The sequence below is a fragment of the Leifsonia sp. fls2-241-R2A-40a genome, from assembly GCF_030209575.1.
In the GTDB taxonomy this organism is placed as follows: domain Bacteria; phylum Actinomycetota; class Actinomycetes; order Actinomycetales; family Microbacteriaceae; genus Leifsonia.
The window spans coordinates 2,255,081-2,277,137 of sequence record NZ_JARVRS010000001.1; the positions used below are offsets into that span (position 1 = coordinate 2,255,081).

Annotated in this window: 17 protein-coding genes; 16 read left to right on the forward strand and 1 reads right to left on the reverse strand. The window is 67.7% G+C overall.

Annotated elements, in window-relative coordinates; genetic code table 11:
- Positions 1-3: 3 nt before the first annotated feature.
- From QRN40_RS11190 to QRN40_RS11245, 12 genes are all read left to right on the forward strand, one after another.
- A complete protein-coding gene (locus QRN40_RS11190; protein ID WP_285115713.1) occupies positions 4-1,566 on the forward strand; it encodes a type IV pilus twitching motility protein PilT in 1,563 nt (520 codons plus the stop codon).
- Positions 1,566-2,792, forward strand: coding sequence for a type II secretion system F family protein (locus QRN40_RS11195; protein ID WP_285115714.1), 1,227 nt, complete (start codon positions 1,566-1,568; stop codon positions 2,790-2,792). Before QRN40_RS11190 ends, QRN40_RS11195 begins: the two co-directional genes overlap by 1 nt.
- 178 nt (positions 2,793-2,970) lie before the next feature.
- On the forward strand, positions 2,971-3,399 hold the full coding sequence (locus tag QRN40_RS11200) for a type II secretion system protein (protein ID WP_285115715.1): 429 nt from the start codon (positions 2,971-2,973) through the stop codon (positions 3,397-3,399).
- Between the two features lie 114 nt (positions 3,400-3,513).
- Entirely contained in the window at positions 3,514-4,905 is a 1,392-nt protein-coding gene (locus QRN40_RS11205) for a prepilin-type N-terminal cleavage/methylation domain-containing protein (protein WP_285115716.1), read from the forward strand.
- On the forward strand, positions 4,905-5,639 hold the full coding sequence (locus QRN40_RS11210; RefSeq protein WP_285115717.1) for a type IV pilus modification PilV family protein: 735 nt from the start codon (positions 4,905-4,907) through the stop codon (positions 5,637-5,639). Before QRN40_RS11205 ends, QRN40_RS11210 begins: the two co-directional genes overlap by 1 nt.
- Positions 5,636-7,393, forward strand: coding sequence for a hypothetical protein (locus QRN40_RS11215; RefSeq protein WP_285115718.1), 1,758 nt, complete (start codon positions 5,636-5,638; stop codon positions 7,391-7,393). Before QRN40_RS11210 ends, QRN40_RS11215 begins: the two co-directional genes overlap by 4 nt.
- The gene (locus tag QRN40_RS11220) at positions 7,390-8,241 is read left to right on the forward strand and encodes a prepilin peptidase (RefSeq protein WP_285115719.1); all 852 of its coding nucleotides are present in this window, start codon (positions 7,390-7,392) and stop codon (positions 8,239-8,241) included. Before QRN40_RS11215 ends, QRN40_RS11220 begins: the two co-directional genes overlap by 4 nt.
- 21 nt (positions 8,242-8,262) lie before the next feature.
- Complete coding sequence (gene pilM / locus QRN40_RS11225) at positions 8,263-9,312, forward strand: type IV pilus assembly protein PilM (RefSeq protein WP_285115720.1); 1,050 nt, start codon at positions 8,263-8,265, stop codon at positions 9,310-9,312.
- Positions 9,309-10,019 carry a hypothetical protein gene (locus QRN40_RS11230; protein ID WP_285115721.1) on the forward strand — a complete coding sequence of 237 codons (711 nt, stop codon included), beginning with the start codon at positions 9,309-9,311 and terminating at the stop codon, positions 10,017-10,019. Before pilM ends, QRN40_RS11230 begins: the two co-directional genes overlap by 4 nt.
- Positions 10,020-10,021: 2 nt before the next feature.
- The gene (locus QRN40_RS11235) at positions 10,022-10,783 is read left to right on the forward strand and encodes a hypothetical protein (RefSeq protein ID WP_285115722.1); all 762 of its coding nucleotides are present in this window, start codon (positions 10,022-10,024) and stop codon (positions 10,781-10,783) included.
- A 90-nt stretch (positions 10,784-10,873) separates the two neighbouring features.
- Positions 10,874-12,037 (forward strand): cation:proton antiporter, encoded by a 1,164-nt coding sequence (locus QRN40_RS11240; protein ID WP_285115723.1) that lies wholly within the window; start codon positions 10,874-10,876, stop codon positions 12,035-12,037.
- Between the two features lie 12 nt (positions 12,038-12,049).
- Positions 12,050-12,541 (forward strand): DUF6121 family protein, encoded by a 492-nt coding sequence (locus QRN40_RS11245; RefSeq protein ID WP_285115724.1) that lies wholly within the window; start codon positions 12,050-12,052, stop codon positions 12,539-12,541.
- A gap of 6 nt (positions 12,542-12,547) precedes the next feature.
- Here the strand turns inward: QRN40_RS11245 and QRN40_RS11250 are convergent, their stop codons facing one another.
- Entirely contained in the window at positions 12,548-17,065 is a 4,518-nt protein-coding gene (locus tag QRN40_RS11250) for a type VII secretion EssC family protein (protein WP_285115725.1), read from the reverse strand.
- A gap of 451 nt (positions 17,066-17,516) precedes the next feature.
- On the opposite strand from QRN40_RS11250, the gene rpsL reads away from it, so the two are divergent.
- The 4 genes from rpsL to tuf all read left to right on the forward strand — a co-directional run bounded on the left by rpsL (position 17,517) and on the right by tuf (position 21,888).
- Positions 17,517-17,891 carry a 30S ribosomal protein S12 gene (rpsL, locus tag QRN40_RS11255; RefSeq protein WP_011186743.1) on the forward strand — a complete coding sequence of 125 codons (375 nt, stop codon included), beginning with the start codon at positions 17,517-17,519 and terminating at the stop codon, positions 17,889-17,891.
- Entirely contained in the window at positions 17,891-18,361 is a 471-nt protein-coding gene (gene rpsG / locus QRN40_RS11260) for a 30S ribosomal protein S7 (RefSeq protein ID WP_090035893.1), read from the forward strand. Before rpsL ends, rpsG begins: the two co-directional genes overlap by 1 nt.
- Before the next feature lie 103 nt (positions 18,362-18,464).
- Positions 18,465-20,579, forward strand: coding sequence for an elongation factor G (fusA, locus tag QRN40_RS11265; protein WP_285115730.1), 2,115 nt, complete (start codon positions 18,465-18,467; stop codon positions 20,577-20,579).
- 115 nt (positions 20,580-20,694) lie between these two features.
- Positions 20,695-21,888, forward strand: coding sequence for an elongation factor Tu (gene tuf, locus QRN40_RS11270; RefSeq protein ID WP_285115731.1), 1,194 nt, complete (start codon positions 20,695-20,697; stop codon positions 21,886-21,888).
- Positions 21,889-22,057 lie beyond the last annotated feature (169 nt).

Genomic DNA, 22,057 nt, shown 5'->3' on the forward strand with positions numbered 1-22,057 from the left:
CACATGACGAACGACGAGAGCTGGGGCGGCTTTCCGGCGCCCACAGCCAAGCCGGTCTATGAGATCCCGGTGACCGGACCGGGGTCGACGGCCGGTGGATGGGCGCCGGATCCCGGTGCGCCGCTGAGCGCGCCGCCGACGTGGACGCCCCCGGCCTCGGAGACGCCGGCGGCGGCCCAGACCCAGCCGCTGAACCCGCCCCCGTACGCCGAGCCACCGGCCGAGCCTGCGGCCGCGGCTCCGGCTCCGGTGTGGGATCTGAACGACCACACTGCCGCCGTCACGCGCTTGGTGCCCGCAGGACGCAGGGCCGCGCTCCAGCAGGAGGCGGCGGCTCCCGGCGCAGCAGGCGGTCGCGAAAAGCCGGCCTTCACCGAGGACACCAGCGTCCTCACGCCCGCCGAGCGCGAGGCCCTCGACGCTGCCGATCCGGAACTCGTGGCCGCACTGCGAGAAGTGGTCCTGCAGCGGGCGTCCGACCTGCATGTGACCGTCGGTGCCCCTCCGATGGTGCGCATCGACGGCGCCCTGACCCCCGCCGGCCCGAGCGCGCCCTGGGGCACCGAGCGCACCATGTCCGCGCTGATGAGCCTTTTGACCGAACGACAGCGCGAGACGTTCAAGCGCGAGCTGGAACTGGACTTCGCGTTCACCATTTCGGCGAACTCCCGTTTCCGCGTCAACCTCTACCAGCAGCGAGGTTCGGTCGGGGCGGCTTTCCGTCTCATCCCGACAGAGATCAAGCAGCTGCGCGAACTCGGCGTGCCCGAGTCGATCGGACGGTTCGCGTCCCTCCCGCGCGGACTCGTCCTGGTCACCGGTCCGACAGGTTCCGGCAAGTCCACGACGCTCGCCGCCCTCATCGATCTTGTCAACTCTTCCCGGGCCGACCACATCGTCACGGTCGAGGATCCGATCGAGTTCATGCACACGCACAAGCGATCGATCGTGAACCAGCGCGAGGTGGGACACGACACCCACAGCTTCAACAACGCGCTCAAACACGTCCTCCGCCAGGACCCGGACGTCATCCTGATCGGTGAGCTCCGCGATCTCGAGACGATCTCCGTCGCGCTCACTGCCGCCGAGACCGGCCACCTCGTCTTCGCGACCCTGCACACGCAGGACGCCCCGCAGACGATCGACCGCGTCATCGACGTCTTCCCGCCGCACCAGCAGGGGCAGGTGCGCGCACAGCTCGCCGGCACGTTACAGGGCGTGGTGTGTCAGACCCTCGTCAAGCGCGCATCGGGCAAGGGCCGGGTGGTCGCCACCGAGGTGCTCATGATGACGCCGGCCATCGCGAACCTCATTCGCGAGGGCAAGACTTATCAGATCGCCTCCTCCATGCAGGCAGGCGCCGGAGACGGCATGCACACCATGGACCAGCATCTCGCCGACCTCGTCGACTCGGGCGTCATCACCCGGACGGCGGCTCTCGAGAAAGCGCACGACCTGGAGAGCATCACCCGCCTGATTCAACGTGCGGACACCGACACCTCCGCGCAGGCATTCGCGGCCAGCGAGCCGGACTTCGGCGACAGCTTCTCGGGTCAGGTCCGCTGATGGCCGGCGCAGCCACCTTCGTCTACCGCGGCAGGAACGCGGACGGGAAGGTCGTGAAGGGCCGCGTCGACGCTCCGGGGGAGTCCGCCGTTGCGGCCCGGCTGCGGACGATGGGGCTGTCTCCGATCTCCATCGAAGAGGCGCCCGAGGGGACGGGTCTGAACCGGGAGATCAATCTCGGGTTCGGCTCCGGCGTCAAGCTCAAGGATCTGGCCATCATGAGCCGCCAGATGGCGACGATGATCGGCTCCGGCCTCTCGATCCTCCGGACGCTGAACATCATCGCGGAGCAGACCGAGAACAAGAAGCTCGCGGACATCATGCGCCACGTCTGCGACGACGTGGAGTCCGGAATCGCCATCTCGGATGCGATGAAGAAGTACGGGGACGTGTTCCCGCCGCTCATGGTGAACATGATCAGGGCGGGCGAGACCGGCGGCTTCCTCGATTCCTCGCTGGAATCGATTGCAGACAACTTCGAGAAAGAGGTGAAGCTCCGCGGCACTATCAAGTCGGCGCTCACCTATCCGGTCATCGTGCTGGTGATGTCCCTGGTAGCGGTCATCGGCATGCTGCTGTTCATCGTCCCGGTCTTCGAGAACATGTTCAAGGGTCTGGGCGGCCAGCTCCCCCTGCCCACGATGGTGCTCGTCGAGATCTCTCACCAGATGGTCTGGGTCGCCCCGGTTCTGGTGGTGGCGGCGGTCGTCGGTGGAATCTGGTGGTCCCGCAATAAGAACACGGAGACCGTCCGGAGACGAGTGGATCCGATCAAGCTGAGGCTTCCCGTGTTCGGATCGCTGATGAAGAAGATCGCCGTCGCCCGCTTCAGCCGTAACTTCGCGAACATGATCGGCGCCGGAGTCCCGATCCTGCAGGCCCTGAAGATCGTCGGCGAGACGAGCGGGAACTGGGTGATCGAGAACGCTCTGACCAACGTGGCGGAGTCGGTCCGCCAGGGGGAGTCGATCGCGGGCCCGCTGACCGAGCAGCCGGTGTTCCCCTCGATGGTGGTGCAGATGATCGCCGTGGGCGAGGACTCCGGGTCGCTGGAGACCATGCTGAACAAGATCGCCGACTTCTACGACCAGGAGGTGGCTGCCGCCACCGAACAGCTCACGGCCATGATCGAGCCGCTCATGATCGCGTTCCTGGGAGTTGTGATCGGCGGCATGGTGATCGCCCTGTACATGCCGATCTTCCAGATCTCCAGTCTCGTGAAGTGAGCGTTCACATGCGATTTGTCACTCGTTCGGGGAATCCCCACAACTGGGGCGCAATATCACGCGAATTGCCCCCTTTTGTGGGATTCTGCAGGGAATTTTAAGAGAAATACCATCCAAACAGCCGGACGGAAACTCGCACCGATCGGCGTCCCGCATATCCCGACCGATTGGAACCGCAATGTACTTCCGCCTCATGGGCAAGCTGAACGCCCGCCGCAAGGGCCTGTTGGAGCAGGACGAAAAGGGCTTCACCCTGATCGAGCTCCTCGTCGTGGTGATCATCATCGGCATCCTGGCCGCGATCGCCATCCCGGTGTACCTGGGCATCCAGGACAACGCAAAGGACTCGGCGATCAAGTCGGACCTCACCAACGCCAAGACGGCAATCGTCGGCTACTACACCGACAACCCCAACGGGGCAGCGCCGGCGCTCACGACTGCCGCACTGGGCAAGTACGGCTACTCGACGACCGACGGAGTCACGCTGACGCTGACGACGCCGCCGACGGGCTCGGGGTCGGACTTCTGCATCACGGGAAGCCGCGACACCACGCACATCTTCCACGTCACGAGCAACGGCCCCGTCGCCAAGGACGCGTGCCCGTAAATCGATTCCTCGCGAAGGGGCGCCGCGCACGCGGCGCCCCTTCGCTCTGAAGCAGGCGACCGCTTCTACCGCTCCGCCCCACCATCCCAACACCCGACTCAGGGGAGGTGAACAATGAAAGCTCTTCTGCAGCGACTCCGCACCTCGGAGTCTGGCGTCAGCCTGATCGAGGTGCTGGTCGCCATGATGATCTTCGCCATCATCTCCGTCGGCGTTGCATACTCCCTGCTTTCAGCGTTCACCCTCACCGGCGACTCGCGTGCCCGTGCCGTCGCCACCAACCTCGCGGCCCAAGAAGTCGACCTCGACCGCTCGGCCGCCGATTTCTTCGCTCTGCAGTCCACCCCCGCCGGTAGCCCCAAGCTCGTGCAGGTGCCGAGCAGTACCGGCCTCACCTACAGCATCACCCGCTCCGTGAGCCTGGTCTACAACAGCGGTAGCGACGTCAATTGCAACGCGTCAGCGCCGAGTTCGATGCTGTACAAGCGCATCCACATCGCCGTCACCTGGCCGAAGATGATCGGTCAGGCCGTCGTAGCCGACACAGTCATCGCCCCGTCCACCAAGATCAGTGTGGACTCCCTGGGGACGATCCTCGTCTCCACGCGGAACTCCGGCGGGACCCCCGTGGCCGGAGCCGCTGTCTCGGTCTCACCCGACCCGGGCTCCGTACCGTCCGCCACCGATTCGATGGGCTGCAGCTACGTGCTGAAGGTCCCGCCGGGGACATACACGGTGAGTGTCTCGAAGACGAACTACCTCGACCCCAACCAGAACGCCACGCCGTCGGCGACCGTGACCGTGAAGGCCGGGCAGAGCGCCTCCGCGGGGTTCACCTACGACCAGTACGGAACCGCGAACTGGGCGTACCCTTCCGGTGGCACCCAGAAGCCCAGCAACCTGGCCGTCAGTGTGCTCAGCACGTACGGCGTGTTCAAAACGACGGCGAATTCGCCGACCGCGGCCAATCTGTTCCCGTCGACCGAGTACAACGTCGTCGCCGGCGCCTACTCGCCCAAGACCGATTCCAGTTCCGGATGCCTGTCACCGAACCCGGCGGACTGGGGTGTCTCGCCGGCAGGTGGGGGCAAGAACCTCGTCCCGGTTGCTGCGCCGACGGCGTCGTTCGGGCCCGGGGGCTCGGCGAGCATCGGGACGCTGCCCGTCAAGAGCGTGACGGTCACGAACGTCCCGGGAACCACCGCGAACCTGTTCCTCCGCGCCACGAACGTCGCCTCCTGGGTGGCCGGCGACCCGGGGTGCTTCGGCACGGGCCTCACGCAGACCCTCGACTTCGGTGCCAGCGCCATTCTGGGCAAGTCGGCGAACAGCAAGGTGACCATCCAGCTGCCCTACGGCGCCTGGAAGATCACCTATGGCACGACATCCACGCCCACGACCGTCGCCCCCGCCAACTGGATCTCCGCTCCGGCGGGCGTCACCGGCATCACGGTGGGGCCGACCGGAACCGGCACGGTCACCCTGGATCCCCGGGCGGTGCAGTGATGCCGTTCCGTTCCGTCGTCCGTCGCCTGAGCTCGGATCAGTCCGGTATCAGCCTCATCGAGTGGCTGGTCGCGATGTTCGTGTTCGGCATCGTCATCACGCTGATCGCGAATCTGTACGTGAGCACCACCCGCGCCATGGACAACGCCCAGAACACCAACCAGAACACACGCTCGGCCTCCAACGCGATGAACGAGATGGCGAGGATGCTCCGCGCTGGAACGGACAATCCCGTGTCGAGCACCGGCTTCGGCGCACCGCCTCCCAACGACCCCGCGTTCGTGTATGCGCGCAATGAGTCCGTGCTGTTCTACGCGTTCGTCAATCTGACGGGAACGACGCAGCAGCCGATCCAGGTCCGACTGAGGATCGATAGCGCGACCCGGCAGCTGCTGGAGGACACCTGGCCGGCGACGAGCCTCGGCAACGGCTATTGGTCTTTTCCGGCTGAGACGACGGCCCCCCAGCGCACGCGCATCCTCGCCGACGTCATCGCACCCAAGACGACCGGTTCGTCGTGGACGTTCACCTACCTCGATGTGACCAACACCCCGATACCGACCGGCGCCGGCACGGGCGGTGGTGTGGCCAACGTCAAGACGACTCTGGCGTCCATCGCGTCCGTACAGCTCACCGTCACTGTGCTTTCCCGTCTCGGCGTCGCCGACCACCAGGTCACGTTGCAGAACACGGTGGGCCTTCCGAATCTCGGCCTGAACAGGACGATCTCATGATGACCACCACTGGGCGCTGGTTCCGCGCCATCCGCGAGGGTCGCTCGGATGGGATGGCGCTCCTCACTGTCGTGATCTTCGGCACCGTGCTCGTGATGCTGGTCGCGACGGCTGCCGCCTTCGCCAGCAGCGGTGCGACGAAATCGCGAACCGACGACGACTGGAACGCCGCGATGGCCGCCGCTTACGCCGGCCTCGAGGACTACCAGGCGAGGCTGGCCAACGACACGACGTACGTGCAGTATCGCAATCCGAATTCGACCTTCGGCGCCGGCGGGACGGGCGCGCTGCCGCCGACGACGAACCCGGCGTTCGGACTCGACAAGGGCGGAAGCTGGGCGCAGGTGCCCGGAGACGCGGCTCAACCGTCCCGCGCGTACTTCAGGTACGAAGTCGACAATTCGCAGTACGCCACTACCGGTGTGGTGCGGTTGCGGTCGACGGGGATGGTCGGCTCCGAGGTCCGCTCGATCGTCGTGAACGTCAAGCAGACGGGATTCATCGACTTCCTCTACTTCACCGACTTCGAGGTGAAGGATCCGGCGCAGTCGAAGGCCAGCTGTGCTACCTCGAGCGGCAAGCCGAACTACGCCTGGTTCTACTCGAGCAACACGCATGACAGTAACTGCACGGAGATCCAGTTCGGCCCGAACGACGTCATCAATGGGCCGCTGCACTCCAACGACACGTTGCTCATCTGCGGCTCGACCTTCAACGGTCGCGTGACGACGGCGAACACGAAGTCGCCGTACTTCAAAAAAGCGTCGGGATGCGCTGATCCGACGTTCAAGCAGGGCGTGCCGACCCCCGACTCCTCGATCGGGATGCCGCAGACGAATCTGCAGATGAAGACGGAGACGCGGACAGACCTGCCCGACTCGGTGAAGCGACCCGGCTGCCTGTACACCGGCCCGACGGTCATCACCTTCACCGGAGACGGCAAGATGAACGTGAAGTCGCCTTTCACGAAGCTCACCCAGGTCGTCGGCGATCCGGCGACCGGCGGCGACGGGACCGTCGCCATGTGCGGTGTCGCCGGAACCGGTCTCAATCAGCTGGGTTCGGCTGGGGGCGCCACCATCGACGTCATTCCCCAGAACCTCGTCTACGTGCAGAACGTGCCCGGTTCGAACGACAAGAACTACACCGCGCAGAATACGTGGCCCACGGGCTTCACGTGCAACTCCTCGGGCAACGGCTGGACCTTCGGCGGGTCTGCCTATCCGATGGCCAACGAGGTGGTCCCGACGGCCAACCCGGCGCACTACGGCTGCCGGAACGGGGACGTGTTCGTCCAGGGCACGGTGCACGGGCAGGTGACGGTCGCCGCGCAGAACTACGTCTACATCACCGGCGATCTCACGTACCAGGACAACACGAAGGACATGCTCGGACTCGTCGGCAACAACGCCGTGTGGGTGTGGAACCCGTTCAAGGACTCGTCGACACCACTGCTCGGCAGCGACCGCACCATCTACGCCGCCATCCTCTCAGTCGGCCACACCTTCATGGTCCAGAACTACGACATCGGCCCGGCACGCGGGAACCTCAACATCTACGGCGCCATCGCCCAGGAATACCGCGGAACGGTCGGCACGGCGGCGGGCAACGGCTACATCAAGAACTACAACTACGATCCGCGTTTCAAGTACACGGCGCCACCCAAGTTCCTCTCGCCGGTGTCCACGACCTACGGTGTGAGCACTCTGGTGGAAGTCCCCAAGGCGTTCAAGCCCGACGGGAGCGCGGGATGATCGCCGCACCGGATGCCGCGCTGCTGTGGTTGCTCGTCGCGCTCGGCGGCGTAGTGGGTCTCGCCGTCGGCTCCTTCCTCAACGTCGTCGTCTACAGGCTCCCCGCCGGCGGCTCGGTCGTAGCGCCGCCGAGCGCATGCCCCGATTGCGGATCGGCGATCCGTTCGTACGACAACATCCCGGTGCTCTCGTGGCTGCTGCTGAGAGGGCGCTGTCGCGACTGCCGCGAGCCGATCAGCTCGCGCTACCCGATGGTCGAGGGACTCACCGGGGTTCTCTTCGTCATCGTGGCCCTCGTCTTCGTGCCGCCGGTCCTCGCGGCCGCATCGGCGCTGGCGGTCAGCGCGGCAGTGCTGATGCTGCTCGCCTTTCTCTATCTTGCGGCGATCAGCGTGACCCTCGCCCTGATCGATCTGGACACACGCACTCTTCCGAATGCCGTCGTCCTGCCGTCATACGCGGTCGGGACCGTCCTTCTCGGCGGCGCGCTCGCGCTCCGCGGAGACGTCGCTCACCTGGTCTCGGCAGCGGTGGGCGCGGTGGCTCTCTTCACGTTCTATCTGGTGCTCGCTCTCGTGCGTCCGGGCGGTATGGGATACGGCGATGTGAAGCTCGCCGGCGTGATCGGCCTGTATCTCGGGTCGCTCGGTTGGGCGCAACTGGCGATCGGCGCCTTCGCCGCGTTCGTGCTCGGCGGCCTCTTCGGCCTGGTGCTCGTCGTCGCGCGAAGGGTGACGCGTACCGCCGGGATCCCGTTCGGGCCCTGGATGCTCGCGGGAGCGTGGATCGGAATCCTGGTCGGCGGCCCGCTGTGGGCCGGATATCTGGCAGTGATCGGTCTCGGCTGACGGCCGGGAGATGGAGGAATCATGGCGAAGAGCATCGTAGGAGTCGACATCGGCAACGGTGTCGTCCGCGCTGTCGAGGTGGCGGACGGGGCTAAGGCGAAGCCGACGCTGCTCCGGCACGCGGAGGTGCCCCTGCCGGACGGAGCCGTCAGCCGGGGGGAGGTGCTGGAGCCGAACACTGTCGCCGCAGCGCTCCGGCAGCTGTGGAGCGCAGGCGGCTTCAAGACCAAGAACGTGATGCTGGGGATGGGGAACCAGCGGGTGCTCGCCCGCGATCTGTCCGTCCCCTCGATGTCGCTCGAGCGGATCAAGGAGTCGTTGCCCTTCCATGTGCAGGACATGCTGCCTGTGCCCGTGGCGGAGGCTCTCCTCGACTTCTATCCGGTGTCGCAGGGTGAATCCGAGAGCGGGCCCGTGGTGCACGGACTCCTCGTGGCGGCCGTCAAAGAGGCGGTGCTCGCCAACGTGCGAGCCGCCGAACTGGCGGGTCTCACGCCGGTGGATGTCGACCTCATCCCGTTCGCGCTCAATCGTGTGCTGGTCACTCGTCGCGGGCTCACAGGGAGCATCGCGCTCGTCCAGATCGGGAGCAACACGACGACGGTCGTGATCTCCACGGACGGCGTCCCCCAGTTCGTCCGCATCATCCCCACCGGGGGCGCCGATCTGACCGAGGCGCTGCGCGGCGGCCTGGAGATCGCACCACACGAGGCGGAGGGCCTCAAGCGATCCCTCGGGCTCGCCGCCCAGGTATCGAGCCCGGAGGAGCAGCGCGCCGTCGAGATCATCTACCAGAGCGCCAACGAGCTCCTCACGAGTCTGCGCAACACGATCAACTACTTCATGAACACGCGAGCGGAAGCGCGGATCGACGGTGTCGTCCTCACGGGTGGCGGTGCAGCGCTGCCCGGACTGCCGGAGGCGCTGGCCGAGATGACACGACTGCAGGTGGTGACGGGGGATCCATTCCTCGGGTTCGGTCTGTCGCGCGCTCTGAACGCGGATGAACTCCGGGTGAAGCGGTCGAGCCTCGCCGTCGCGCTCGGGCTCACGATGGGACGGGCAGCATGAACGGCAAGAAGAAGGCGGCGCCGGAATCGGCGCCGAAACGGGAGCAGACCGCGGGGCCGGCTCCGTCGCTCGCGGTCGGATTCGATCCGCGGGTCTCGCTCATTCCGCCGGAGGTCCTCGCCGGTCGAAAGGCCAAGGCGGTCCGGCGGTCGTTGGTGTGGGGGGTGCTCGGCGTGGTGGCTGTCACCATTGCGGCGATCGGAGGGACGGCGGTGCTCGGGCTGCAGGCGCAGCTCGAGCTGGCATCGGCCCAGGCGCAGACAGGGGAGTTGCTCGCCGAGCAGCACAAATTCGTCGACGTCAGAAAGTTCCAGGACCAGGTCGCACTGACGCAGGCTGCGCAGCAGGTGGGTGCTTCAACCGAGATCGACTGGAAGGACTACCTCGAGAAGGTCCAGGCGACGCTCCCCTCGGATGCCGCCATGACCTCGGTCACCGTCGACTCCGCGACGCCGCTCGCGACGTACGAGCAGCCGACCGCGCCGCTCCAGGGCGCCCGGGTCGCGACGCTGACGTTCGAGGCGACGAGTCCCGTGCTCCCGGTGGTCCCCGCGTGGCTGACGTCGCTCGCGACATTGCCCGGGTTCTCCGACGCGACACCGGGTTCCGTTTCGCTCGATGACACCACGAAGCTCTACACCGTCACCATCACCATGCACATCAACGAAGCCGCGTTCGACAAGCGGTTCGACCCGAAGGGGAAGTGACCGTGGACAAGAACAGGCTCTGGATGATCGGCAGCATCCTCGTCATGGCCCTGGTCGTGGCAGGCGGCTGGGTGGTGGGCATCCAGCCGCAGCTCGCTGCCATCGCAGACGCCGCGACGCAGAAGGCGGCCGTGGACGACACGAACGCCCGCAACGTTCAGGTGCTCGCGCAGCTGAAGAAGGAATCGGCCGACCTGCCTGCGCTCAAGGCGAAGCTCGCCCAGCTGGCGGCCTCGGTGCCCGACGGCTCCAGCATCCCGTCGTTCACCGATCAGCTGAATGCCTTGTACACCAGCAGCAACGTCATCTGCGTCGATCAGGCATTCGCGGATGCTGTGGCCTACAAGCCGGTGACCCCCGTCGCGGCGCCTCCGGCCTCCGGGGCGACCTCCTCGTCGTCGCCGAGCCCTTCGCCCACGCCGGCCGTTACACCGGCCCCGGCGCCGACGGCCGCGCCGGCCGGTGTCCCCCCGGTTGCGAACGCCCTGATCACATCGCAGAACTTCGCCGCCCAACCGGTGACGATCACTGTTCGAGGTCAGTACGCCGACATCCTGAACTTCGTGCACGGCCTGCAGACCGGTCCGCGCTTGTTCTTGGTCACTGCGCTCAGCACCGCACCGACGACGGGGACCAACGCGGCACCGGGATCGCTCGACGGCAAAATCGCCGGGTACATCTACTCGCTGACCTCCTCCCAGGCGCAGGCGGCGTCGGCGGCGGGGACGACATCGTCGGGAACGACGGCGGAGGCTTCCAAGTAGCGGCCGCCCCGGTCCCGCCTCCCGGCCCTCCGGCACCCCCGTTGCTACAGTGGCACCCGACGGGCCCGCCGGGCCGATGGAGGAGCCACGATGAGCGACACGCCGGACGCGCCGAAGCGCGCGACCTACGAGCCGGGGCCGGACGCTGAGCGAGCGGACGCCGAGCAGGTGGCTGCCGAGCAGGCGCCCGCGACCGCTCCGGCAGCATCGGCCGCCGCCGAGCCCACGGACACCGACTCGCAGGTCGTGGCGCCGCCGTCGAACCCCGTCTCCGCCCGCGGCCACATCAACAGCCCGGCGGAGGAGGAGCAGGCACCTGCCGCCGTTCCCGCCGAGCCGGCGGAGCCGCAGCGTCCCGCCGCCATCTCCGAGCCCGAGCCCGTCGTTTCGAGCGAGGACGACGTCGCCGCCGCCGTGGCGCGCAACAGCGCCCAGCCGGGCGCGACGGCCGGGGGAGACGCGACCGTCGACACCGCTTCGCCCGTCGAGGCGGCCACTCCGGTCATCGTCGCGGCGGAAGCCGCCAACCTGCGCCAGACGGACGCGACCGCCGGCGCCTCCGCCGCGCACACGGGCGAGGCGACCGCCGCAGCGACTGCGGCGACCGCAACCGCCGCCGCCCCAGCAGCCGTCCCGGTAGCGGGCCCGCAGCCGGTCGCGCCCATCTACCTCCAGCGCCCCGAGCCGCCCAAGAAGAAGAGCAACCGTGGCGTCGGCATCCTGATCGCCCTCGTCGGGACGATCGCCTTCGCCATTCTGTGGGCGGCAGCGGTCCTCATCGTCGGCTCGCTGCTGACGCCGAGCGACGAGTTCCTGCCCGCGCTGCGCGAGTTCTTCACGGGCGGCGTCGCGTTCGGCCTGCGGGGCTGGGCGCCGATCCTGGCGTTCTTCATCGGGATGGTCGTGCTCATCCAGATCCTGAACCGGGCGCGCTGGTGGGCCTACATCCTGGGCGGCCTGTTCGTCGCGATCTTCGTGTACTTCGTCTACATCGGCGCGGGCCTCATCGACGCGCAGTACTGGCGGCGCACGCCCGACGAGTTCGCGATCCTGATCCGCAGCGCCTGGGTGAACCCGTTCGCCGTGCTCGCGGGTGTCATCGCTCGCGAGGTGTCCATCTGGACCGGCGCCTGGCTGGCCGCGCGCGGCCGCAAGCTGAAGGCACGCAATGCCGAAGCGCAGGCGGACTACGAGCAGCAGGTCGCCGACGCCCAGAATCAGGCCGCCGCGGCGTACACGCAGCAGGGATACTGACCCGGGTGACGCATGCGTGACGAGCGGGCCTACGCCACCGTCGTCGCGTTCTTCGCGGCGGGGCTGTACGCCGCGCTGCTGATCGCCGCCTTCGGGCTGATCTCGCTCGCCGCCGAGACGGACGTCGTGACCGATCCCGCCGTCGGTCCCCTCGTGGGCCCGACGATGGTCATAGCAGCGACGCTCATGCTCCTCGTCCTCCTCATCGTGCTCGGGACGCGCGTGCCCGGCGAGCGGCAGAAGCTGTCGCCGGGCGCGGCCCTCGGCGTCGGCGTCGCCTGTTACGCGGTCTTCATCGCCGCGGGCGGCATCGCCGGTGCCTTCGGCGACCCGCGCGACCCCCTGCACTACCTTCTGTTCGCGCTGGCGCAGCTTCTCCGCTGGCCCGCTATCACCGCGGGCATCCTCGCGTTCCTCGTCACCCTGCTGTACCAGCTCGTCCTCGTCGGCCGGTTCCGCCAGCGCGGCCGCCCCCGCTGGCCGTGGGAGCGCGACGAGGAGTAAGCCCGCTCAGACCCGCACGCGGGCGGGGAGGGGCGCATCCACCAGCGGCAGTTGCACCCGCGCGAAGCCGCCCTTCTGGATGAACACCCCGCGTCCCGGGGGAAACTCGGATCGGTTCGACCGGGGCAGCGGCGTCTTCAACAGCACGTCGCCCTCGATCCAATCCGGTTGCAGGAGCAGCCCGCGCCGGCCGTTCTTCACCTCGCCGAGCAGCGGCCACGAGCTGCCCCATGCGCTGGTCTCCGCCTCCGCGACCAGCAGGTGTTCGCTGCGGCGGGCCGCCCGCACCAGTTCCACGAGAGGGGACTCCGCCGACGTCTGGAGGAAGTCGGCGATGCTCTCGACGAACACCGCGACGCGCCCCGCGGTGTCGGGATCGGCGAGGGCGACCGCGAGTTCCTTCGCCAGGTCCGCTGCCTCCGCAGCTGTGAGCGCGCGGTCGGTCCACACGCTCGACGCCGCCAGCGCCGACCGAGCGTTCCCGACGTAATACAGACGGGTATCGGCATCGGATCGGGCCACCGCGTTCGCGAGCGCCGCCAGCGCCGTGGTGCGCCCGCTCGCCGGCGGCCCGGCGACCAGCAGGGTGCCGGACGGCTCGAACCCGAGCGGACCGAGGTCGAGGTCGCCGATGCCGAGCACCGGAAGGCCGCCGATCTCGTCGGGGAGAGAGGTCGGCATGAGCTTCTTCGGCAGCGATCCGACGACGGGCGCGGACCGGACCCCCGCGCGCTCCATCGCCTCCGCGAGCCGTCTCACCGCCTCCGACTCGTCCGCTGCGGCGGCCGAGCCTCCGAGCACGGCGATCTGGGTCTCGTGCCCGTCCACGATGGCGCGCCCCGGCGGCGAAGCAGGGGAAAGGATGTCACCGGGCACGTCGAGCAGCCCGTAGCCGTCGTCGGCGAGCCGCAGCACCACGCGGCGTTGCACCAGCGAAGTGATCGCGGTCGGGACGGCACCGGGGCGGTCGCCCGTCAGCGCGACGTGCATCCCGAGACGTCGGCCGTCGGCGAGGAGGTTCCGGAACACGTCGTACCACTCCGACCGGCCGGCCGTGATCTCGAAGTCCTCGCGGAAGCGGGCGAAGCCGTCGACGAGCAGCAGGATGCGCGGCTCGTCCTGCTGCCCGGTGCGCGCACGGTACTCGGTGATGTTCGAGGCGTTCGCCGCTGCGAAGCGCGGTCCCCGGTCGTCGAGCGTCTGCTTCAGCGCCCGAAACAGCCGGATGATGCGCTCCGGGTCGTCGCCGCCGATGACCGACCCGACATGCGGCAGCTTCTCGAGCATGAGAAGGCTGCCGGCGCCGAAGTCCAGCCCGTAGACGTGCACGGGTCCGCCGCGCCGCGAGATCCCCGCAGCCGACGCGAGTGTCCGCAGCACGGTCGATTTCCCTGAGCCGCCGGTGCCGTAGACGACGATGTTGCCGTCGACGTCCGGCTGGAAAGAGACGGGCCGCTGCTCCTGCCGGTCGGGGATGTCCGCAATTCCGAGCAGCAGCTCGGCGTCTGTTCGCTGCCGCAGCAGCCGTAGATCGTAGGCCGCGGCGAGTTCGTCGAGCCAGGGACGACGGGGTGGCGGGAGCTGCGCTTCCGCCCGTGCGCGCACGATCGAGGCGATCATCCGCTGCTGGTCCGTCGGCCCGAGGTCCCGCTCCGGCTCCTCGACGGGACGCTCCTCTTCCCAGCGCGCCTCGCCGCCGAACCGCAACTCGGCCACGTCGACGGTCGCCGCCTCCGGCTCCTGCTCCCGCGGCGTCCACCCGCCCGCGTATGCGGACTGAAACCGTACGAGCCGGCCGGGACCTGTCCTCGCCAGGCCGCGGCCGGGGATGCCGGGATCGATGTGGGCGGCGTCGGCCACGCCGACCACATCCTGGCTGTCCGACTCGTCGGCCATGCGCAGCGCGATCCGGAGGTTGGTGTTGGCGCGGAGGTTGTCCGTGATGACACCGGCCGGTCGCTGCGTCGCCATGATGAGGTGGATGCCGAGCGAGCGTCCGCGTTGTGCGATGTCGACCACACCGTCCACGAATTCGGGCACCTCGTTGACCAAGGCAGCGAACTCGTCGATGACGAGCACGAGCGCAGGGGGACTGTCGGGGTCGCCGCGCTTCTCGAGCTCGATCAGATCCTTGGCCTTCTTCCGGTTGAGCAGGTGCTCCCGGTGGCGCAGCTCGGCTCGGAGGCTGGTCAGCGCCCGGCGAACCAGGTGCGGGCTCAGATCGGTGACGAGCCCCACGCAGTGCGGAAGGCTGACGCAGTCGGCGAAGGCGGAGCCGCCCTTGTAGTCCACGAAGAGGAAGGTGACCCGGTCCGGGCTGTACTCGGCGGCCATCGCGAGCACCCACGATTGCAGGAACTCGCTCTTGCCGGCGCCGGTGGTGCCGCCGACGAGCGCGTGCGGGCCCTGAGTGCGCAGATCGAGGTGCATGGTGTCGACGCCGGCGGAGCCGATGGTGGCGCGCAGCGTCCCGGGCCGTCGCCGTCCGGGCGCGGCACCGACGGTGCGGTCGTGGATGGAGGCGTTCTGTCGCCAGCGGTCCACCACGGCAGCCGACGATGCGGCGATCTCGTGCCCGAGGAGCGTGACAAGAGAGGTCGCTCGGGGAAGGTCGGACGCGTCGGCGACCGGCGCACCGGCGTCGATGACCGGTGACATGCGCTTGGCGTAGTCGAGCGCGGTCGCGGCGCTGACGGCCTCGGTGACGACCTCGTCCACCGTCTCTCCGCTGCGCACGAATCCCGCGCGAGCCCGGTTCGGCTCGTCCGTGTGCTGGAGGAACGTCCGGCACACGGCCGGGAGCCGGCCGACGTCGTCCGAGAGCCAGACGGGAAAGACGCCCGCGTCGGCCGCTGCCTCCGCGAACTGCACGAGTCGCGCACGGTCGACCGCGACGTCGTCCGAGATGACGACGACGGCCGCGGGGACAGGGGACAGCGTGCCGTCGGTGTTCTGCGACCGGCCGACCTCGGCACCGCGTTCCAGTGCTGCGTCCCGCTCCTCCTTCGTGCCGCGGCGCCGCGGCCCGTCCCTCGTTGCGGCGATGCGCGCCTCCACCAGACTCTCGAGTGCGCTCAGCACGGCCTCAGCGCTGGAGGCGCTGTCCGCGAGGTGGCCGCCGTCGAGCGGACTGTGCGGGGAGGAGGTGTGCGGCATCCACTTGAGCCAGTCGAGTTCCCGTGACCAGCGGGGCGACACCAGGGCCGCCACCGCGAGTTCGGCGGGGGAGTGCAGCGCCGTGAGCTGGACGAGTATCGAGTTGACGGAATCCGCGATGCGGTCGGCAGCACCGGCGATCCCGAGCGCGCCGGATTCGTAGAGGTCGGCGAGGACGGGAACGTCGTCCACCCGCGCGTTCGCGGCGATGACCGCATCCAAGCGCTCCTGGAACTGCGCGATCAGTCCGCCGCGGTCGACGACCGCGACGCTGTTGCGCGACGGCATCCTGCCGCGCCCGAGCTGAAGAGTGAGGAACGAGCGGTGCTCCGGCCGCCGGGTCCAGAGCAATGGGCCGCGGCGCACCGCCGCGGCCAGCGCATCCGTCGTCGTGGGCGTCTCCGCCTGGCGCAACTGCGCCTCCGCCCGGCGCTCCTGTTCCAACTGGGCGGAGAGAGCCGCGAGCCGCTCCTCGAAGATCGCGGTCTGCTTCTTCAGCTTGCGCTTCCCCCGAGTGCGTCCACTCAGGTAGGTCCCGATGAGCATGACGGGGGACAGCAGGATGAAGAGGAGCGTCGACGGCTGCCGGGTGAGTGCGAACATCGCCCCGCCGAGGAGCAGCGGGGTGATCATGGCGATGAGCGGGAACGGCGGGTCGTCCGGTTCTGCAGGGACCTCGGGCGCCCGGAAGACCTGACCGGGATACCTCCGCTCGACGCGGGGCGAACGGTTGAACAGCACGGGACCGGCTGTCGCAGTCGCCCTGAGCCCGGATGCGGTGTGGACCTCCATGGAGACCTCCGTGTCGCCCAGCAGCAGCGTCTCCGAGTGGCGCACGGTGAATCGGCTGACGAGACCGCCGTCCACCACAACGCCGTTCGCCGACCCGAGGTCGACGACCTCGACGCCGTCGCCCGCCCGGAAGCGGACATGGCGCTTGGACACCAGGGGATCCCGCAGGACGATGTCGCAGGAGTCCTCGCGGCCCAGCAGCGTCGTTCCCGCACGCAGGGCGTATTCGCTCCCGGCCTGCGGGCCGCTCAGCACGCGCAGGGTCGCCACCACCGGCAGACCGTGGCGATAGGCAGGCCAGCGCTCGCGGAGAGCGTCGGTCAGCGCGACCGTGGCGCCGTCGCCGATCCATGCCTCGCCCACGGGCGCATCCGGCGGTAGGACCACCGCGCGCGCCTGGCCGGGGAGGAGCGCACGCACGGTCAGCGAATCGGGCGACGCGACGGGGCCGGCAGGGCGAGGATCGACCCGGGCGAGCGTCTCCGCGACCTCGGAGATCGCTGTGGAGGCGTCGGCGGTGACCACGATGTCGTCGCTGCTCCCAGAGCTGCGGACCAGGGTCAGTTTGAGGCGCACGGTCAGCACGATAGCCAGTCCCCCGACGCCGAAATGACGACTGACGCGGCCCACCGGGGCCCCGTCAGGCCGCTACGGCGTTACGGAATCGCAAAGTGGCCGCATCCCCGGCCGGATTCGCCGGAGGGGCCGTTTCGCCGTGCGCGGACAAGGCCCCTGCGGCCCTCACCTCATTTGACCGGGGGGTGGCCGGCGGATAGTATTTATCGGGTGTGCGCTCTGTCGCGCGCCTGCTTCGTGCCCGCATTTCGGGCCAGAGGCAGGCGGGTAGGCACGTACTCATCCGATGGGCAGGGAGACCGCACGGGATCCCCGCCCCCACGGCATATCGGCTGGCGGACAACGCCTGTCGGCCGATCCCCCAGGAACGAGAAGCCCGCGAAGCGGGTTGGTCGCTCATGGGGAAAAAGGCAACAACTGTCACCGTGCAGTCCATAAAAGGAGAAGTTCAGTGCCAACCATTCAGCAGTTGGTCCGCAAGGGACGGACGCCGAAGGTCACCAAGACCAAGGCTCCCGCCCTGAAGGCCAACCCCCAGCAGCGCGGCGTGTGCACCCGCGTGTACACCACCACCCCCAAGAAGCCGAACTCGGCGCTCCGCAAGGTCGCCCGCGTGAAGCTGTCGAACGGGACCGAGGTCACCGCTTACATCCCCGGTGAGGGCCACAACCTGCAGGAGCACTCGATGGTGCTCGTCCGCGGCGGTCGTGTGAAGGACCTCCCGGGTGTCCGCTACAAGATCGTTCGCGGCGCCCTGGACACCCAGGCCGTCAAGAACCGCAAGCAGGCTCGCAGCCGTTACGGCGCGAAGATGGAGAAGAAGTAATGCCTCGCAAGGGTCCCGCTCCGAAGCGCCCCGTCGTCGCCGACCCGGTCTACGGATCGCCGGTCGTCAGCCAGCTCGTCAACAAGATCCTCCTCGACGGCAAGAAGGGCCTCGCCGAGCGCATCGTCTATGACGCGCTCGAGGGCGTCGGCACCAAGTCCGGTCAGGACGCGGTCACCACGCTGAAGAAGGCTCTCGACAACATCCGCCCGACCCTCGAGGTCCGCTCCCGCCGTGTCGGTGGGTCGACCTACCAGGTGCCGGTCGAGGTCAAGCCGCACCGCGCGAACACCCTCGCGCTCCGCTGGCTGACCAGCTACGCCAAGGGTCGTCGTGAGAAGACGATGACCGAGCGTCTCACCAACGAGATCCTCGACGCCTCCAACGGCCTCGGCGCCGCTGTCAAGCGCCGCGAGGACACGCACAAGATGGCCGAGTCGAACAAGGCCTTCGCGCACTACCGCTGGTAAACCGCGTTTACCGGAACATGGCTGGCCGTCCGGGCGTTGCATCTCTCAGAGGTGCCGCGCCCGGGCGGCACACCTTCCACTTTCTACTTTTCGGAGGAACCCTGTGGCACAGGACGTGCTCACTGACCTGAACAAGGTCCGCAACATCGGCATCATGGCCCACATCGATGCCGGCAAGACCACCACGACCGAGCGCATCCTGTTCTACACGGGCGTCAACCACAAGATCGGCGAGACGCACGACGGCGCCTCGACCACCGACTGGATGGAGCAGGAGAAGGAGCGCGGCATCACCATCACGTCCGCGGCCGTCACCTGTTTCTGGAACAAGAACCAGATCAACATCATCGACACCCCGGGTCACGTGGACTTCACCGTCGAGGTGGAGCGCTCGCTCCGTGTGCTCGATGGCGCGGTCGCCGTCTTCGACGCGAAGGAGGGCGTGGAGCCCCAGTCGGAGACCGTGTGGCGCCAGGCCGACAAGTACAACGTTCCGCGCATCTGCTTCGTCAACAAGATGGACAAGCTGGGCGCCGACTTCTACTTCACGGTCGACACCATCATTTCCCGCCTCGGCGCCAAGCCGCTGGTGATGCAGCTCCCGATCGGTTCCGAGTCCGACTTCATCGGCGTCGTCGACCTGATCGAGATGCGCGCGCTGGTCTGGCCGGGCGACGCCAAGGGTGATGTCACCATGGGCGCCAAGTACGAGGTCCAGGAGATCCCCGCCGACCTGCAGGCCAAGGCCGAGGAGTACCGCGCGAAGCTGATCGAGACCGTCGCCGAGACCGACGACGTGCTGCTCGAGAAGTTCTTCGGCGGCGAGGAGATCACCGTTCCGGAGATCAAGGCGGCCATCCGCAAGCTCACCGTGAACAACGAGATCTACCCCGTTCTCTGTGGTTCCGCGTTCAAGAACCGCGGCGTGCAGCCGATGCTCGACGCCGTGATCGACTACCTTCCGTCGCCGCTCGACGTGCCCGCCATCGAGGCGCACAACCCGCGCGACGAGGAGCAGGTCATCATGCGTCACGCGGACGCCACCGAGCCGTTCTCGGCTCTGGCGTTTAAGGTCGCCGTGCACCCGTTCTTCGGTCGTCTCACCTACGTGCGCGTCTACTCGGGTCGCATCGACTCCGGTGCCCAGGTCGTCAACTCGACCAAGGGCAAGAAGGAGCGCATCGGCAAGATCTTCCAGATGCACGCCAACAAGGAGAACCCGGTCGACTACGTCACCGCCGGAAACATCTACGCGGTGATCGGCCTCAAGGACACCACCACCGGTGACACCCTGAGCGACCCGGACAACCAGGTCGTGCTCGAGTCGATGACCTTCCCGGAGCCGGTGATCGAGGTCGCCATCGAGCCGAAGACCAAGGCCGACCAGGAGAAGCTGGGCACCGCGATCCAGAAGCTGGCCGAAGAGGACCCGACGTTCCGCACCGAGCAGAACCAGGAGACCGGCCAGACCGTCATCAAGGGCATGGGCGAGCTCCACCTCGACATCCTCGTCGACCGCATGAAGCGCGAGTTCAACGTCGAGGCGAACGTCGGCAAGCCCCAGGTGGCCTACCGCGAGACCCTCCGCCGCCCGGTGGAGAAGTACGACTACACCCACAAGAAGCAGACCGGTGGTTCTGGTCAGTTCGCAAAGGTGCAGATCAGCCTGGAGCCCATGGAGGTCACCCCGGAGACCTCGTACGAGTTCGTGAACGCCGTCACCGGTGGTCGCGTCCCGCGCGAGTACATCCCCTCGGTGGACGCCGGAATCCAGGACGCGATGCAGGTCGGCGTGCTCGCCGGCTTCCCGACGGTGGGCGTCAAGGCGACGCTCGTCGACGGTGCAGCGCACGACGTCGACTCCTCGGAGATGGCGTTCAAGATCGCCGGCTCGATGGCCTACAAGGAGGCTGCTCGTAAGGCGAACCCGGTGCTCCTCGAGCCGCTCATGGCGGTCGAGGTCCGTACGCCGGAGGAGTACATGGGCGACGTCATCGGCGACCTGAACTCCCGTCGCGGGCAGATCCAGTCCATGGAGGACGCCAGCGGTGTCAAGGTGGTGCGTGCCAACGTCCCGCTGTCGGAGATGTTCGGCTACATCGGAGACCTGCGGTCCAAGACCTCGGGCCGCGCGGTGTACTCGATGCAGTTCGACAGCTACGCGGAGGTCCCGAAGGCTGTGGCCGACGAGATCGTCCAGAAGAGCAAGGGCGAGTGACCTCGGTCGCTGCTTCCAGGCAACATCCCGTAACATAAGAAACCAATCCCGCAGAACCTCCGGTCGAAACCCATCGACCGGGGGACCTGCACGAGAGTCCTGAGGAGGACCCACAGTGGCTAAGGCCAAGTTCGAGCGGACTAAGCCGCACGTCAACATCGGAACCATCGGTCACGTCGACCACGGCAAGACCACGCTCACCGCGGCGATCTCCAAGGTGCTTGCTGACAAGTACCCGTCGGCGACCAACGTGCAGCGCGACTTCGCGTCGATCGACTCGGCTCCGGAAGAGCGTCAGCGTGGTATCACGATCAACATCTCCCACGTCGAGTACGAGACGCCGAAGCGCCACTACGCGCACGTTGACGCCCCGGGTCACGCCGACTACATCAAGAACATGATCACCGGTGCTGCTCAGATGGACGGCGCGATCCTCGTGGTCGCCGCCACCGACGGCCCGATGGCTCAGACCCGTGAGCACGTTCTGCTCGCCAAGCAGGTCGGCGTGCCGTACCTGCTCGTCGCGCTGAACAAGTCCGACATGGTCGACGACGAGGAGATCCTGGAGCTCGTCGAGCTCGAGGTCCGTGAGCTGCTCTCCAGCCAGGACTTCGACGGCGACAACGCCCCGGTCATCCGCGTCTCGGGCCTGAAGGCTCTCGAGGGCGACGAGAAGTGGACCCAGTCCATCCTCGACCTCATGGAGGCCGTCGACGACTCCATCCCGGACCCGGTCCGCGACAAGGACAAGCCGTTCCTGATGCCGATCGAGGACGTCTTCACGATCACCGGTCGTGGCACGGTCGTCACCGGCCGCGCCGAGCGTGGCACCCTCGCCATCAACTCCGAGGTCGAGATCGTCGGCATCCGCCCGACGCAGAAGACCACGGTCACTGGTATCGAGATGTTCCACAAGCAGCTCGACGAGGCCTGGGCCGGCGAGAACTGTGGTCTGCTCCTCCGCGGTACCAAGCGCGAGGACGTGGAGCGCGGTCAGGTCGTGGCGAAGCCGGGTTCTGTGACCCCCCACACCAACTTCGAGGGCACTGCCTACATCCTCTCGAAGGACGAGGGTGGACGTCACAACCCCTTCTACACGAACTACCGTCCGCAGTTCTACTTCCGTACCACCGACGTCACCGGCGTCATCTCGCTGCCCGAGGGCACCGAGATGGTCATGCCCGGCGACACCACCGACATGTCGGTCGAGCTGATCCAGCCGATCGCCATGGAGGAGGGCCTCGGCTTCGCCATCCGTGAGGGTGGCCGCACCGTGGGCGCCGGTACGGTGACCAAGATCAGCAAGTAAGTCCTTCGCGACTTCACTCGTGAGAGGGTCGGGCCTATGGCCCGGCCCTCTTTCGCGTTCCTGGCAGTCCCGCGTCAGAGCTTTACCTCTCGGCTTCGCGGTCGCACAATTGAGGCACCGTTTCAACCGGACGGTTCCGTCGATGAGAGGAGCGCCTATGGATTCCCAC